Genomic DNA, 14,511 nt, shown 5'->3' on the forward strand with positions numbered 1-14,511 from the left:
GGGCGGCTCAGGCGAGAAGGGCGCGGGTGGCGGCGGTCACATCCTCCTGCCGCATCAGCGACTCGCCGACCAGGAAGCAGCGCGCCCCCACCGCCGCCATGCGCGACAGGTCGGCCGGGCCGTAGAGTCCGCTCTCCGCCACCAGCATGCGGTCGGCCGGGACGTGGGCGGCCAGCGCCTCGGTGGTCGCCAGATCGACGGCCAGCGTCTTGAGGTTGCGGTTGTTGACGCCGAGCAGGGGCGATTTCAGCGCCAGCGCGCGGTCCAGCTCCTCGCGGTTGTGGACCTCGACCAGCACGTCGAGCCGATGGGCGATGGCCGCCTCTTCGATCTCCTGCGCCTGGGCGTCGGACAGGGCGGCCATGATGATGAGGATGCAGTCGGCGCCGAGCGCGCGGGATTCGGCGATCTGGTAGGGGTCCACCATGAAGTCCTTGCGCAGGACCGGCAGGTCGACCGCGGCGCGGGCGGCCACCAGATAGGCGTCGCAGCCCTGGAAATAGGGCTCGTCCGTCAGCACCGACAGGCAGGTGGCGCCGCCCTCGCGATAGGCGCGGGCCAGCGCCGGCGGGTCGAAGTCGGGGCGGATCAGGCCCTTGGACGGGCTCGCCTTCTTGATCTCGGCGATCAGGCCGTAGCGGCCGGCGGCGACGGCCTCGCGCAGGGCGCGGACGAAGCCGCGCGGCGGGTCGGCGGCGCGGGCGGCGGCCTCAACCTCGCCCGGCGGCCGGGCGAACTTGCGGGACGCGACGAGGGCGCGCTTGTCGTCGCAGATGCGGGCGAGGACGTCGCTCATGCCGCGGCTCCCTGGTTGGTGATGGCGACGAGGCGCTGCAGCGTCATGCGGGCGCCGCCGCTGTCGATGGCCTGCGCCGCCTGGGCGACGCCGTCCTTCAGGGTCTGCACCCGGCCGGCGACCAGCAGCGCCGCGGCGGCGTTCAGCAGCACGATGTCGCGGTAGGGGCTGCGCACCCCGTCGAACAGGGCGTGGATCGCCTCGGCGTTGACCTGGGCGTCGCCGCCCTTCAGGTCCTCGATGCTGGCGCGGGGCAGCCCGGCCTCCTCCGGCGTCACCTCGAACACCGTCACCTCGCCGTCCCGGAGCTGGGCGACGGTGGTCGGGCCGGTGGTGGTGATCTCGTCGAGCCCGTCGGAACCGTGGACGATCCAGGCGGCTTCCGAGCCCAGCCGCTTCAGCACATGGGCGAGCGGCTCGACCCACTGGCGGGCGAAGACGCCGAGGAGCTGGCGCCGCGCGGTGGCCGGGTTGGACAGCGGGCCCATCAGGTTGAAGATGGTGCGGGTGCCGAGCTCGACGCGGGTCGGGCCGACGTTGCGCATGGCGAGATGGTGGCGCGGCGCCATCAGGAAGCCGATGTTGGCCTCCCACAGTGCCTTGCGGATCAGCGCCATGTCGCAGTCGAGATTGACGCCGAGCGCCCCCAGCACGTCGGCCGCGCCGGACTTGGAGGACATGGCGCGGTTGCCGTGCTTGGCGACCGGCAGGCCGCAGGCGGCGAGCACCAGCGCCGCGGCGGTCGAGATGTTGTAGGTGCCGACCCCGTCGCCGCCGGTGCCGCAGGTGTCGATGGTGCCGTCCGGCGCGTCGACCGGGATCGCCTTGGCCCGCATGACGCGGGCGGCGCCGGTGATCTCGTCCACCGTCTCGCCGCGCACCCGCAGCGCCATCAGGAAGCCGCCCATCTGCGACGGGGTGGCGTTGCCCGACATGATGATGTCGAAGGCGAGCCCGGCCTCCTCCTCCGACAGGGTGGCGCCGGTGGCGACCTTGGCGATCAGGGACTTCATATCGGTGATGTCGCCGGTGCCGCTCATGCCGCCGTCTCCAGCCGGTCGCCGCCCGGGGCGGTCAGGTCGAGGAAATTCCTGAGGATGCGGTGGCCGTGCTCGCTCTCGATGCTCTCGGGATGGAACTGCACGCCGTGGATCGGCAGCTTGCGGTGGGCCAGCGCCATGATGAGGCCGTCCGCCGTCTCGCCCACCGGGTCGAGGCAGTCGGGCAGGGTCGCGCGCTCGACGATCAGCGAGTGGTAGCGGGTGGCGCGGAAGGGCGAGGGCAGGCCGGCCAGCACGCCGCGCCCCTCGTGACGGATGTTGTCCACCTTGCCGTGCATCGGGACGGGGGCACGGACGACGCGCCCGCCGAAGGCCTGGCCGATCGCCTGGTGGCCGAGGCAGACCCCCATCAGGGGCAGCCGCGCCTCGGCGGCGGCGGCGATCAGGGGAAGGCAGATGCCGGCGCGGTCGGGGTCGCAGGGGCCGGGCGACAGCAGGATGCCGCCGGGGCGGAGCGCCATCGCCTCCGCCACCGTCATCTGGTCGTTGCGGACGACCCGCACCTCGGCGCCCAGCTCGCCCAGGTAATGGACGAGGTTGTAGGTAAAGCTGTCGTAATTGTCGATGAGCAGCAGCATCCAGGGGCGCCCCAAGCTTCGCCGTGCCGGCAGCACAGGTCCGGCATCCTTCGTGGGACGCTACCCTAGCCGCTGGCATGACGGATTTCCAGCCTTTGGGGCCGTTCCGGCGGCGCATCGGGGGGCTGCGGTCTCTTCCCCGGTCTCTTCCCCCGGTCTCTTCCCCCGGTCTCTCCCCCCGGTCTCTCCTTTGTCCAGTTGCGGCGCGGTGCAGCCGGTGACAGTGTGCGGCCGACCGTACGCCGTCCCATGGGTTCGAGACCTCCCGATGCCGAAGAAGTCGCCGCGCAAACCCCGCAAGGCCGCGGCCCGTTTCCCTGCCATCCGTTTCCCTGCCGTCCAGAACCCGTTCCTGCTGGCCGCCATCGCCGTCGCGCTGGTGTTCGCCCTGGGCTTCGGCCTCTCCCGCCTCGGCGGCTCCTCCGGCGGGGATGCGCCGCCGAAGCCGGTGGCGGGCGTCCCGGCGCCGCCCGCCGCCAAGCCGGCCCCCCCGCCCGCGGCGACCGCCGCGCTGCCCTCGCCCGACGAGGAGGAGGGGGCCTATCCGACAACCGAGCCGGAGCCGGGCAGCCCGGCGGAGGAGCCGGCCCATGCCCCCGCCGTCCCGCCGCCGCCGGTCAAGCCGGTGGTGGCGATGCTGCCGCCGCCGCTGCCGCCATCCCAGGCGCCGTCCGGCACGCCGGCCTGGCGGCGCAACGCCCTGCCCTCGAAGCCGGCGACGGACAAGCCGGCCATCGCCATCGTGATCGACGACATGGGGGTGGACCGCAAGCGTTCGACCCGGATGGCGTCGCTGGCGGGGCCGCTGACGCTGTCCTGGCTGCCCTATGCCCATGACCTGCAGGGCCAGGCCAAGGCCGCCCGCGCCAACGGGCACGAGCTGATGCTGCACCTGCCGATGGAGCCGAGCGTCAAGGCGGATCCGGGGCCGGGGGCGCTGCTCGTCTCGCTCGACCGCGGCGAGATCCAGCGGCGGGTGGCGGCGGCGCTCGGCAGCTTCGACGGCTATGTCGGGGTCAACAACCACATGGGCAGCCGCTTCACCGCCGACCGCAGCCTGATGGCGCCGGTGCTGGGGGAACTCCAGCGCCGCGGGCTGTTGTGGCTGGACAGCCGGACCACGCCCAACAGCGCCGGCATCGCGCTGGCGCGGGAGATGAGGATGCCCTACGCCGCCCGCGACATCTTCCTCGACAACGACATGACCGTGCCGGCCGTGCTCGCCCAGCTGCGGAAGACCGAGCAGGTGGCGCGCAGCCAGGGCTATGCCATCGCCATCGGCCATCCGCACGATGCGACAATCGAGGCCCTGGCGTCCTGGATGCCGGAGGTGCAAAAGCGTGGGTTCGTGCTGGTGCCGGTCAGCGCGGTGGTGAAGGCCCACCATGCCGGCGGCTGACCCGCGATGCGTGCTCCAGGAGGAACGAGAGATGGCCGATAGCTACAAGGTGGACGGCATGACCTGCGGCGGCTGCGCCCGGTCGGTGACCAACGCCATCACCAAGGCCGCCCCGTCGGCGGCGGTGACGGTCGACCTGGCCAACGGCACGGTGACGGTGGACGGCGGCGTGCCGGCCGACACGGTGAAGCGGGCGGTGGAGGCCGCCGGCTTCGACTTCCGCGGTGCGGCATAATCTTCGCAACCGCACAAAAACCCTTCAAGAGTTGCGGTTTTCAGCGGATACTCGACGGGATCCCGACACCGATCCCGTGCGAGGTCCCATGCCGCTGTACTCATACCGCTGCACCGCCTGCGACCACCCGTTCGAGACGCTGGTCCGCGGCGCCGAAACGCCCGCCTGCCCGTCCTGCGGCTCGACGGCGCGGGAGAAGCTCGTCTCCCGTCCCGCCACCCCCGGCAGCTCGGGCGAGATGCTGAAGACGGCGCGGCGTGCCGCGGCACGCGAGGGACACTTCAGCAACTACAGCAAGGCCGAGCGGTCGAAGATCTGACCGCCCGTCCGAAGGAGCGGTTCCAGAACTCCTGCAATTACCGATGGACCTGCGGCGGCCCGGTTCGATAGCGTGGTCGCGGGGGTGCCGTCCGGCATCCTGCGCGGTGTGGATATCGGAACGAGGCGGCAGCATGGAGTCCTTTCGTCGCGTCACCGAGGGCAGCGGCCTCGTGCTGCACGCTCCGGCCGCCCTCCGGCTCGACGCGGGAGCGCTGCAGGCGGAGTATGCCGCGCTGGACGCCGCGCTGCCGGAGGGGGAGCGGGGGCATTTCGGCGCGGGATCCGGCAGCGGCTGGACCTCCGTCCCGCTGTTCGACGGGCGCGACCCGTGCCCGGCGGCTGCCTTCATGCCGAGCGTCGGCGCCCTGCTGGCGGCGCGGACGGAGTGGCCGGTGCGGCGGGCGCATCTGCTGCGCCAGCCGCCGGGGGGCAGCCTCGCATGGCATTACGACAATCAGGCCCTGCACCGGGCCGAGACCCGCCTGCTGATCCCGATCCATCAGCCGCCGGGTGCGGTGACCCTGATCGGCCACGAGTCCGCCGCCTATCCCGAGGGGCAGTGCTGGACCGGCGACTTCTGCTTCCCCCATCAGGTGGAAAACCCCGCCGCCCGGGAGCGCATCGTGCTGGTCGTCGACGTGCTGAGCGTGCCGCCGGTCGCCGCGCTGTTCCCGCCGGTCCTGTCCGCCGAACTGGCCTTGCGGGAGCGTCTGGCCAGTGAAGCGGTCGGGCTGCTGCTGTCGTCGCGCGCCCGGTCCGCCGCCTAGCGGCCCCGACGCTCGCCCCCCGGACGCTCAGCCCCGCCGCCGCAGTGCCAGCACGCCGACGGCCCAGGCCAGCGAGACCGCCAGCGCCAGGGCGAGCGCCGCGGCGCGGCCGAGCGGCTCGGCGGTCAGGTGGGCGCAGAGGACGCACAGCGCGAAGCCGGGATTGGTGACCAGGGCGCTGCGCATCGCCGCCGCTACCGCCGTGCCGCCCAGGCGGCTGTGCAGGATCACGGCGAGGCTGGTCAGGGCGATGGGATAGATGGCGGCGATGCCGGTAGCGGTCGGCCCGATGACATGGCTGGCGGTCGTCACCGTGGCGACCAGCAGCCCGACCAGCGCGGCGCGGGCCGGGATGTCGTACCAGCGGGCCACCGGACGGCGCGGCGATGCGGCATGGTCCGGCGGCGTCCGCACCGCCAGGGCGGCCAGCCCATAGGCGGCGAGGTTGACCAGCAGGGCGCCCGTCAGGCTCCACGGCCCGGCGGCGCGCAGCAGTACGGCCAGGCCGATCCACAGGGCCGAGGCCAGCCCCACCGTGGCGGCCATGCCGAAACGCGGCGCCGCCCGCACCAGCGCCGCCAGGAACAGGATCATCGCCCCGTTGGTGACGAGGCTGGACAGCGCGCTGTCGGCGATGAAGCGGTCGTCATGCTCCAGGGCGAGCAGCACATAGGCCGGCCCGGTCGAGACGGGCAGGGTGGAGATGATGCCGCCGATCGCCGGTCCCGCCTTCTCCGAGACGATGGAGGCGACGACGACGACCAGTGCGGCCGCCGCGATCTTGATCAGCAGCGGCAGCAGCAGCACCGCGTCGAACGGCATGGGGCGGGAATCAGCGGTCCGCGGTGGCGCGGATCGTCTCCTCCGCCGCGCGGATCAGGGCCTTGGCCTTGTTGACCGTCTCCTGATACTCGGCCTCCGGGTCGCTGTCGGCGACCACGCCGCCGCCGGCCTGGACATACATCATGCCGTCCTTCAGCACGGCGGTGCGCAGCGCGATGCAGGTGTCCATGGCTCCCGAGGCGCCGAAATAGCCGACGCAGCCGGCATAGACGCCGCGGCGGGCCTTCTCCAGCTCGTCGATGATCTCCATGGCGCGGACCTTCGGCGCGCCGGACACCGTGCCGGCGGGGAAACCCGCCACCAGCGCGTCGAGCGCGTCATGCGCCGGATCCAGCTCGCCCTCCACGTTGGAGACGATGTGCATGACGTGGCTGTAGAGCTCGACGATCATCTTCTGCGTGACCTTGACCGTGCCGATCTTCGCCACGCGGCCGACGTCGTTGCGGCCGAGGTCGAGCAGCATCAGATGCTCGGCCAGCTCCTTCGGGTCGTTCAGCAGGTCGTCGGCCAGCGCCTGGTCCTCCTCCGGCGTGGCGCCGCGCTTGCGGGTGCCGGCGATGGGACGGATGGTCACCTTGCCGTCGCGCACGCGCACCAGGATCTCCGGGCTGGAGCCCACCAGCGTCAGCTCGCCGAAGTCGCAATGGAACAGGAAGGGCGACGGGTTCAGCCGGCGCAGCGTGCGGTACAGCGCCAGCGGCGACGGCTTGAAGGGGAAGCGGATGCGCTGGGACGGCACGACCTGGAAGATGTCGCCGGCGCGGATGTACTCCTTCGCCCGCTCGACGATCGCGTGATACTCCTCGCGCGTCGTGTTGGAGGTCCAGTCGAGCGGCAGCCCGGCCTCGCTGCGCGGCTCCCGCCGGTAGGGCAGCGGACGCTCCAGGTCGGCCAGCGCGTCGTCCAGCCGCTCCCGCGCGTCCGCCCAGGCGGCCCGCGCGTCGACCCCGGCCTTCGGCCAGACCGGGGTGACCAGCGTCACCGAGTCGGTGTGGCTGTCGAAGATGGCGACGATGCTGGGGCGGGTCAGGATGGCGTCGGGGATGTTCAGCTCGTCCGGGTTGTCGTCGGGCAGACGCTCCATCAGACGGACCATGTCGTAGGTCAGGTAGCCGAACAGGCCGGCCGCCATCGGCGGCAGCTCGGCCGGCAGCTCGATGCGGCTCTCGTTGATGAGGGCGCGCAGCGTGTCGAGCGGCTTGCCCGGCAGCGGCGCGTAGGCGTCGCGGTCGTGCAGGGCGTCGCGGTTGACCTCCGCCCCGGCCCGCCGGCAGCGCCAGACGAGGTCGGGCTTGAAGCCGATCACCGAATAGCGGTCGCGCCGCGAGCCCGCCCCGCGTTCCGCCGACTCCAGAAGGAAGCCGAAGGGACGGCCGTCCGCCAGCTTCATGTAGGCGGAGACCGGGGTCTCCAGGTCGCTGACCAGCGTGGTCCACACCACCTGCGGCTTGCCGGCCGCGTAGGCGGCGTCGAAGGCGGTGAATTCGGGCTGAACCTTCACGGCACTGGACCTTCTCTTGGCCTGCCTTCCGGGGCGGGGCGTCAGTTGCTGTTGGCGAAGAACTGCTCGATCCGGTCGCGGTGGATGACGACCGGGTAGCGGCTGCGCAGCGCGTTGCCGAACTGGGCCATCAGGTCGCTCTCCAGCCCCTGGGTCACCGTGCTCTCGACCTGGGCGAGGGTGGCGTCCGCGGCGGCCGGGTCGGCGGCGATGACCTCCTTCAGGCGGGCGACCACCTGGGAGTCGGCGGTGGCGCCTGTGACGACCTCGCCGGGCTTGGCCTCGAACAGCTTGCGGACCATGTCGCCGGGCAGTCCTTCGACCGAGCGGGCGTCGCGGGTGAAGGGGGCGGTCATGGCGAAGCTGGCGCCGGCCTGGGTGGCGACGTCCTGGGCCGCGGCCTCCGAGCCCTGCTTCAGCCGGGCGGCGATCTCCTCGGCCTTCTTGCCGGCGGCGGCGGCGCGCTTCTCCGCCTGCCATTCGGCGACCACCTGGTCGCGCACCTCGGCCAGCGGGCGGACGGCGGCCGGGGTGATGCTGTCGACGCGCACCGCGGTGAAGACGCCGCTGGGGCCTTCCGACAGGTTGGAGGCGGCGCCGGCCTTGAGCTGGAAGGCAGCCGGCAGCAGCGATTTCAGCGTCGTCAGGTCGGGGGCGGCGTCCTTGCCGTCCGGCGCCTTGCCGGTGCTGTCCACCGCGGCGATCTTGCGCAGGACGAGGCCCTGGGCCTGGGCGACCTCCTCCAGCGGCGCGCCGGAGGCGAGCTGGTCCTCCGCCCGGTTGGCGATGGAGAAGACCGAGTCGAGCGCCTGCTCCTTGCGCAGCTCGGCCAGGAGCTGCTCGCGCACCTCGTCGAAGCTGCGGGCGGTCGCCGGCTGGATGCCGGTCACCGACAGGACGTGCCAGCCGAGGCCGGACTTCACCGGCTCGCCGACCGTGCCCTGGGCGAGCGAGAAGGCAGCGTCGCCCAGCTCCGGCAACTCGTCGCGGGCGATGCCGTCGAGGGTCAGCGGCTCGACGCCCGCGTCCCTGGCGGCGGCGGCGAGGCCCTTGGACCTGGCCGCCTCGGCGATCTGCTTCGCCTTCGCCTCGTCGTCCACCACGACCATCTGGATGGAGCGCTTCTCCGGCGTGGTGAACTCGGCGGCGTGCTCGTCATAGGCGGCGCGCAGCCGGTCGTCGGGGATGGCGATGTCCCTGGCGATGGCGTCGGCCGACAGGGTGGCGACGGTCAGCGCGCGGTACTCCGGCGCGGTGTAGCGGACCTGATGGTCCTCGTAGGACCGGGTGACCTCGGCATCGTCGGGGGCGCCGACGTCGCCGATGCCGGCGTTCGGCAGGGTCACCACCTCGGCCACGCGCTTCTCGCCGCGGAAGCGGTAGAGCGCCTCGACCAGCGGCTTGGGCGCGGTGACGCTGGCGCCGACGGCGCCGGCCACCAGCTCCCGCGCGGTCTCGCGGCGGATCAGCGCCACGTAGCCGTCCTCGGTCAACTGGTTGTTGCGCAGCACCGTGCGGAACAGGTTGGAGTCGAACTGGCCCTGCTGGTTGCGGAAGGCCGGCTCGTCGGCGATGCGCAGCTTGACCACCTCCGACCCGACGCTGATGCCGGCGTCCTTGGCCGCGAGGTCGAGCAGCGTGCGCTGCACCAGCCCGTTCAGCGACTGGTCCAGCAGGCCGAACTGCCTGGCCTGCTCCACCGTCAGGTTGCCGCCCAGCATCGGGCGCAGCCGGTCGATCTGGCGGCGGAACTCCTGGTCGAGCGCGTCGCGCTTGATCTCGACCTTGCCGACCTCGGCCACCGTGTCGGAGATGCCCGACTGGCGGACGACGTCGCCGATGCCCCAGACGCCGAAGCTGAGGATGAGCAGCACGAACAGGATCTTGACGATCCACGAACCGGCGAAATTGCGGATGAACTGGAGCATGGGACCCGAAGTGAATGCACGTCGATCGGCCTCAGGGCCGGGGCGGCGCATCATAGGCAGCGGGAAATGGCCCGGCAACTCCCGTTTTCCCGCCGGGATTCCCGGCCGGGCGGGTGGAAATCCGCTGCCGCGCTTGCTAGAAGGGGCGCGAAGCTGGCCCGACCCCGCACCAGCGATAAGGAAGGAACTGCACCATGGCCGAGCGCCGCAAGCTGATCGCCGGGAACTGGAAGATGAACGGGCTGAAGGCCGACGGCCTCGCCCTCGCCTCGGACCTCGCGGGGCGGCTGAAGGGCGCCGGCACGGTCGCCTTCGACATGCTGGTGTGCCCGCCCTTCCCGCTGCTGTTCCCGGTGGCCGAGGCGATCAAGGACAGCCCGCTGGCGCTCGGCGCGCAGGACTGCTCCTTCAAGACCTCCGGCGCCCACACCGGCGACGTCAGCCCGGTGATGCTGACGGACGCCGGCTGCCGCTACGTCATCCTCGGCCATTCCGAGCGCCGCGCCGACCACGGCGAGGGCGACGCGCTGATCGCCGCCAAGGCGGCGGCCGCGCACAAGGAGGGGCTGGTCGCCATCATCTGCGTCGGCGAGACGGAGCAGCAGCGCGACGCCGGCCAGGCGGACGCCGTGGTCTCCGCGCAGCTCGCGGGCTCGATCCCGGCCGGCGCCACCGCCGCCAACACGGTCATCGCCTACGAGCCGGTCTGGGCGATCGGCACCGGCAAGACCGCGACCCCGACGACGTCAAGGCGATGCACGCCCACATCCGGGCCGAGCTGTCCGGCAAGGTGGAGCAGCCGGACGCCGTGCGCATCCTCTACGGCGGCTCGGTCAAGCCGTCCAACGCGGCCGAGCTGATGGCGGTGGAGAATGTCGACGGGGCGCTGGTCGGCGGGGCGTCGCTGAAGGCCGACGATTTCTGGGCCATCGGGACGAGTTGCCGCTAGCATCTTCCGTCGTAGCGCGGTAGAAACAGTGGGCGCGCGCCACGGGCCCGATCAACGGCCCGTGGCGCGCTATCGATTTTTCAGGACGGGTTTGGGGAAGCGCTTCGCATGGAATCGGTCATCCTGGTGGTTCATCTGCTGATCGCGGTGGCGCTGGTTGGCGTCATCCTGATCCAGCGGTCCGAAGGCGGCGGCCTGGGCATCGGCGGCGGCAACATGGGCGGCATGATGACCACCCGCGGCACGGCCAACCTGCTGACCCGCACGACGGGCATTCTGGCCGGCTGCTTTTTCCTGACGAGCATCATTCTGGCGATCCTGGCCGGCGGGCATTCGCGGCCGACCTCGATCATCGACACGCTGCCGCAGGGGATCCCGGCCCAGCCGACCGCCCCGGCGCAGCAGTCCGCCCCGGCTCAGCCGGCCGAACCCGCCCAGCCTGCACCGCCCGTCGCCCGCTGACCAGTCGCGGCGAACAGGTCGGGTGCGATACGAGAGGCGGCCTCCCCGAAGCCGCCTCTTTCCTTTGAGGAAGGTGTCCTCCGGATGCCGTCCTCGTCGGGAAACGGAACAGCTCTCAAGGTCTTCGGACGGACATGACTCGCTACATCTTCATCACCGGTGGCGTCGTTTCCTCGCTGGGCAAGGGCCTGGCCTCGGCGGCGCTTGGGGCGCTTCTCCAGGCACGCGGCTACAAGGTGCGGCTGCGCAAGCTGGATCCCTATCTGAACGTCGATCCCGGCACGATGAGCCCCTACCAGCACGGCGAGGTCTATGTGACCGACGACGGGGCGGAGACCGACCTGGATCTGGGCCATTACGAGCGGTTCACCGGCGTGGCCGCGCGCAAGGGCGACAACATCACCACGGGCCGCATCTACTCCAACGTGATCGCCAAGGAGCGGCGCGGCGACTATCTGGGCGCCACCGTCCAGGTGATCCCGCACGTCACCGACCAGATCAAGGAGTTCATCCGCGACGGCGTCACGGATGAGGACTTCATCCTGATCGAGATCGGCGGCACGGTCGGCGACATCGAGTCGCTGCCCTTCCTGGAGGCGATCCGCCAGTTCGGCAACGAGGTCGGGCAGGAGAACGCGCTGTTCGTCCACCTGACGCTGCTGCCCTACATCCCGACCGCCGGCGAGCTGAAGACCAAGCCGACCCAGCATTCGGTGAAGGAGCTGCTGAGCGTCGGCATCCAGGCCAACATCCTGCTGTGCCGCGCCGACCGCCCGATCCCGGAGAACGAGCGCAAGAAGATCGCGCTGTTCTGCAACATCCGGCCGGAGCGGGTCATCGCGGCGCTGGACGTCGACACCATCTACGAGGTGCCGGTCAGCTACCACGAGGAAGGCTTCGACACCCAGGTGCTGGAGTATTTCGGCCTGCCGACCGACAAGGGGCCGGACCTGTCGCGCTGGACCACCATCGTCGACCGCGTGCGCAAGCCGCAGGGCGAGGTGACCATCGCGGTGGTCGGCAAGTACACCAGCCTGCTCGACAGCTACAAGTCGCTGGCCGAGGCGCTGGCCCACGGCGGCATCGCCAACAACGTCCGCGTCAAGCTCGACTGGATCGACTCGGAGATCTTCGAGGACGACGCGGCGGCCGTGCAGCGGCTGGAGAACGTCCACGGCATCCTGGTGCCGGGCGGCTTCGGCTCGCGCGGGACGGAAGGCAAGATCCGCGCCGCCCGCTTCGCCCGCGAGCGCAAGGTGCCCTATTTCGGCATCTGCTTCGGCATGCAGATGGCGGTGATCGAGGCCGCCCGCAACATGGCGAAGATCGTCGACGCCGGCTCCACCGAGCTCGGCAAGCCGGGCAACCCGGTGGTCGGGCTGATGACCGAGTGGATGCGCGGCAACCAGCTGGAGAAGCGGGCCGAGTCGGGCGACCTCGGCGGCACCATGCGGCTGGGCGCCTATCCGGCCAAGCTGCTGCCGGACAGCAAGGTGGCGGGCATCTACGGCACCACCGACATCTCCGAGCGCCATCGCCACCGGTACGAGGTGAACGCCTATTACCGCGAGCGGCTGGAGTCCTGCGGCATGCTGTTCTCCGGCCTGTCGCCGGACGGGGAGCTGCCGGAGATCGTCGAGATTCCGGACCATCCCTGGTTCATCGGCGTCCAGTTCCACCCGGAGCTGAAGTCCAAGCCCTTCGACCCGCACCCGCTCTTCACCTCCTTCATCAAGGCGGCGATCGAGCAGAGCCGGCTGGTCTGATCCCCCGCTCATCCGGATCGCGAGAAGGCCCTTCCCCCGCCGGGGAGGGGCCTTTTCCGTGTGCGCCCAGCATGGGCGCGTTCTTGAGGGTGTAAGTCCCTCCGTAAGCTGGTCACGGCGAACGAAGAGAAGCGCAACTGCGGAAGGGCAACCGACCGTGGGAAGGAAGCGTGGATCGCAGCTGCGGGCCGATGAACAAGAACCGGATATGAGGCGGTGCCGACCAGGGCGAGCGGGCATGGAACCGCGAAGCTCTTGTGACCAAGGGTCGGTGGCGTAAATCCGGCGGTCGTGCAGCGAAGGAACGCGTTCTTACCTGGGGAGATCCCGCCTTGCGCCTGAAAGGGCGACGGCGTCGAGCCGGAGCGGGAAGTCAGCAGAGGCCATAGTAGGCGAGGCGCGAGCCGGACCGAAGGGCCGAACGAGGGAGAATGGAGTCCACCCGACGATGCGTGAGGCCATGCGTCAGATGCCGGAGCGATCCGGGAGGCGGGAGAGGAGGACGGGTGAAGCCCGTCCGGAGGCCCGTCTTGACGAAGCCGAGCGCCCGCGCCGGGACACGGACGCCATGGGGCCGGGGCTGCTGGATGCGGTCCTGGCGCGAGAGAACCTTCTGCGAGCGTTGAGGAAGGTGCGGGCCAACGGGGGTGCAGCGGGAGTGGACGGCCTGGACATCGACCAGACCGCCGCACTGCTGAAGAGCCGCTGGCCGGCGATCCGCGACAGCCTGCGGGAGGGGACGTACCGGCCGCAGCCGGTGCGTCGCGTGATGATCCCGAAACCTGGGGGTGGCGAGCGCGCACTCGGCATTCCCCCGGTGACGGACCGCCTGATCCAACAGGCGATGCTGCAAGTTCTCCAGCCGATCCTCGATCCCGGCTTCAGCGACCACAGTTACGGCTTCCGTCCCGGCCGGAGTGCGCACGACGCCGTCCTTGCGGCGCAAAGCTTCGTGCAGTCCGGCCGGCGGATCGTCGTGGATGTGGACCTGGAGAAGTTCTTCGACCGGATCGACCATGACCTTCCGATCGACCGTCTGTCCAAGAGGGTCCCGGACCCGGCCATCATCCGGCTGGTGCGGGCCTACCTGGATGCCGGCGTCATGGAGGACGATGGGGCGGTCGCACGGCGTCGGACGGGCTCCCCGCAAGGGGGACCGCTGTCGCCGCTGCTGGCCAATCTGATCCTGGACGAGGTGGACAAGGAACTGGAACGCCGGGGCCATGCCTTCTGCCGCTACGCCGACGACTGCAACGTCCATGTGCGGTCGCGTCGGGCGGGAGAGCGGGTGATGGCCCTGCTGCGGCGCCTCCATGGCCGGTTGCACCTGACGGTGAACGAAGCCAAGAGCGCCGTGGCCCCCGTCTTCGGCCGCAAATTCCTCGGCTATGCCTTCTGGGCCGGACCGAAGGGAGAGGTCAGGCGGAGGGTCGCCGACAAGGCGATCACGGCGTTCAAGGACCACATCCGCGACCTGACGCCCCGGCTGACGGGACGGTCGATGGCCGCGGTGGTGGCGAGGCTGCGCGATTTCCTGCTGGGCTGGAAAGCCTACTTCCGACTGGCGCAAACTCCAAAGGTCCGGCGAACGCTGGACGAATGGATACGCCACCGGCTGCGGGCCATTCAGCTCAAGCAGTGGAAGCGGGGGAAGACCATCTTCCGGGAACTGACGGCCAGAGGGGCCAAGCCCGCCGTCGCCCAACAAATCGCGGCCAATGGCCGACGCTGGTGGGGCAACAGCGGCAAGCTTCTCAATGCAGTCCTCACGATCAAACGGGCAGACCAACTCGGACTGCCCAGGCTCGCATGACCTCAATCCCCCGAACCGCCCGGTGCGGACCCGCATGCCGGGTGGTGTGGCAGGGGTGCGACCTTCTCGGGTCGCCCCCTATGCCGATTGCA

General features: G+C 70.8%; 13 protein-coding genes and 1 pseudogene. 8 read left to right on the forward strand and 6 right to left on the reverse strand.

Annotated features, from left to right (window positions below; all coding sequences use genetic code 11):
* Positions 1-7: 7 nt before the first annotated feature.
* The 3 genes from trpC to DEW08_RS01835 are packed head-to-tail and all read right to left on the reverse strand — an operon-like array spanning position 8 to position 2,435.
* The gene (gene trpC, locus DEW08_RS01825; protein WP_109323992.1) at positions 8-796 is read right to left on the reverse strand and encodes an indole-3-glycerol phosphate synthase TrpC; all 789 of its coding nucleotides are present in this window, start codon (positions 794-796) and stop codon (positions 8-10) included.
* Positions 793-1,836, reverse strand: a complete 1,044-nt coding sequence (gene trpD, locus DEW08_RS01830) for an anthranilate phosphoribosyltransferase (protein WP_109323993.1) — start codon at positions 1,834-1,836, stop codon at positions 793-795. Before trpD ends, trpC begins: the two co-directional genes overlap by 4 nt.
* Positions 1,833-2,435 (reverse strand): anthranilate synthase component II, encoded by a 603-nt coding sequence (locus DEW08_RS01835; RefSeq protein ID WP_109325237.1) that lies wholly within the window; start codon positions 2,433-2,435, stop codon positions 1,833-1,835. The genes trpD and DEW08_RS01835 overlap by 4 nt, the downstream gene beginning before the upstream one ends.
* Before the next feature lie 268 nt (positions 2,436-2,703).
* Here DEW08_RS01835 and DEW08_RS01840 point away from each other — a divergent pair, with 268 nt between their 5' ends.
* The 4 genes from DEW08_RS01840 (at position 2,704) to DEW08_RS01855 (ending at position 5,157) form a co-directional block, all read left to right on the forward strand.
* Entirely contained in the window at positions 2,704-3,834 is a 1,131-nt protein-coding gene (locus DEW08_RS01840; protein WP_109324007.1) for a divergent polysaccharide deacetylase family protein, read from the forward strand.
* A 31-nt stretch (positions 3,835-3,865) separates the two neighbouring features.
* Entirely contained in the window at positions 3,866-4,069 is a 204-nt protein-coding gene (locus tag DEW08_RS01845) for a heavy-metal-associated domain-containing protein (protein ID WP_109324008.1), read from the forward strand.
* A gap of 88 nt (positions 4,070-4,157) precedes the next feature.
* Positions 4,158-4,388, forward strand: coding sequence for an FmdB family zinc ribbon protein (locus tag DEW08_RS01850; protein ID WP_109324009.1), 231 nt, complete (start codon positions 4,158-4,160; stop codon positions 4,386-4,388).
* A 133-nt stretch (positions 4,389-4,521) separates the two neighbouring features.
* Positions 4,522-5,157, forward strand: a complete 636-nt coding sequence (locus DEW08_RS01855; RefSeq protein ID WP_109324010.1) for an aspartyl/asparaginyl beta-hydroxylase domain-containing protein — start codon at positions 4,522-4,524, stop codon at positions 5,155-5,157.
* A 27-nt stretch (positions 5,158-5,184) separates the two neighbouring features.
* On the opposite strand, the gene DEW08_RS01860 is transcribed toward DEW08_RS01855, so the two are convergent.
* Genes DEW08_RS01860 through DEW08_RS01870 form a run of 3 tightly spaced genes read right to left on the reverse strand, consistent with a single transcriptional unit; the run spans position 5,185 to position 9,429 of the window.
* Entirely contained in the window at positions 5,185-5,979 is a 795-nt protein-coding gene (locus tag DEW08_RS01860) for a hypothetical protein (protein ID WP_109324020.1), read from the reverse strand.
* Positions 5,980-5,989: 10 nt separating this feature from the next.
* The gene (gene trpE, locus DEW08_RS01865) at positions 5,990-7,501 is read right to left on the reverse strand and encodes an anthranilate synthase component I (RefSeq protein WP_109324022.1); all 1,512 of its coding nucleotides are present in this window, start codon (positions 7,499-7,501) and stop codon (positions 5,990-5,992) included.
* 41 nt (positions 7,502-7,542) lie between these two features.
* On the reverse strand, positions 7,543-9,429 hold the full coding sequence (locus DEW08_RS01870; protein WP_109324024.1) for a peptidylprolyl isomerase: 1,887 nt from the start codon (positions 9,427-9,429) through the stop codon (positions 7,543-7,545).
* Positions 9,430-9,623: 194 nt separating this feature from the next.
* On the opposite strand from DEW08_RS01870, the pseudogene tpiA reads away from it, so the two are divergent.
* From tpiA to ltrA, 4 genes and pseudogenes are all read left to right on the forward strand, one after another.
* Positions 9,624-10,378: pseudogene (tpiA, locus tag DEW08_RS01875) on the forward strand (triose-phosphate isomerase).
* A 108-nt stretch (positions 10,379-10,486) separates the two neighbouring features.
* Positions 10,487-10,840 (forward strand): preprotein translocase subunit SecG, encoded by a 354-nt coding sequence (gene secG / locus DEW08_RS01880; protein ID WP_109324025.1) that lies wholly within the window; start codon positions 10,487-10,489, stop codon positions 10,838-10,840.
* A 134-nt stretch (positions 10,841-10,974) separates the two neighbouring features.
* Positions 10,975-12,606: a CTP synthase gene (locus DEW08_RS01885; protein WP_109324026.1), complete on the forward strand. Its 1,632-nt coding sequence runs from the start codon at positions 10,975-10,977 to the stop codon at positions 12,604-12,606.
* 658 nt (positions 12,607-13,264) lie between these two features.
* The gene (gene ltrA, locus DEW08_RS01895) at positions 13,265-14,419 is read left to right on the forward strand and encodes a group II intron reverse transcriptase/maturase (RefSeq protein WP_245986072.1); all 1,155 of its coding nucleotides are present in this window, start codon (positions 13,265-13,267) and stop codon (positions 14,417-14,419) included.
* The last annotated feature ends 92 nt before the right edge of the window (positions 14,420-14,511 follow it).

Source organism: Azospirillum thermophilum (genome assembly GCF_003130795.1).
GTDB classification, from domain to species: domain Bacteria; phylum Pseudomonadota; class Alphaproteobacteria; order Azospirillales; family Azospirillaceae; genus Azospirillum; species Azospirillum thermophilum.

Coding starts and splice junctions, on each gene's coding strand:
- DEW08_RS01870 (WP_109324024.1), bottom strand. CDS start 9,429: ATGCTCCAGTTCATCCGCAATTTCGCCGGTTCGTGGATCGTCAAGATC.
- DEW08_RS01845 (WP_109324008.1), top strand. CDS start 3,866: ATGGCCGATAGCTACAAGGTGGACGGCATGACCTGCGGCGGCTGCGCC.
- DEW08_RS01850 (WP_109324009.1), top strand. CDS start 4,158: ATGCCGCTGTACTCATACCGCTGCACCGCCTGCGACCACCCGTTCGAG.
- trpC (WP_109323992.1), bottom strand. CDS start 796: ATGAGCGACGTCCTCGCCCGCATCTGCGACGACAAGCGCGCCCTCGTC.
- DEW08_RS01855 (WP_109324010.1), top strand. CDS start 4,522: ATGGAGTCCTTTCGTCGCGTCACCGAGGGCAGCGGCCTCGTGCTGCAC.
- DEW08_RS01885 (WP_109324026.1), top strand. CDS start 10,975: ATGACTCGCTACATCTTCATCACCGGTGGCGTCGTTTCCTCGCTGGGC.
- trpD (WP_109323993.1), bottom strand. CDS start 1,836: ATGAGCGGCACCGGCGACATCACCGATATGAAGTCCCTGATCGCCAAG.
- DEW08_RS01835 (WP_109325237.1), bottom strand. CDS start 2,435: ATGCTGCTGCTCATCGACAATTACGACAGCTTTACCTACAACCTCGTC.
- DEW08_RS01840 (WP_109324007.1), top strand. CDS start 2,704: ATGCCGAAGAAGTCGCCGCGCAAACCCCGCAAGGCCGCGGCCCGTTTC.
- secG (WP_109324025.1), top strand. CDS start 10,487: ATGGAATCGGTCATCCTGGTGGTTCATCTGCTGATCGCGGTGGCGCTG.
- DEW08_RS01860 (WP_109324020.1), bottom strand. CDS start 5,979: ATGCCGTTCGACGCGGTGCTGCTGCTGCCGCTGCTGATCAAGATCGCG.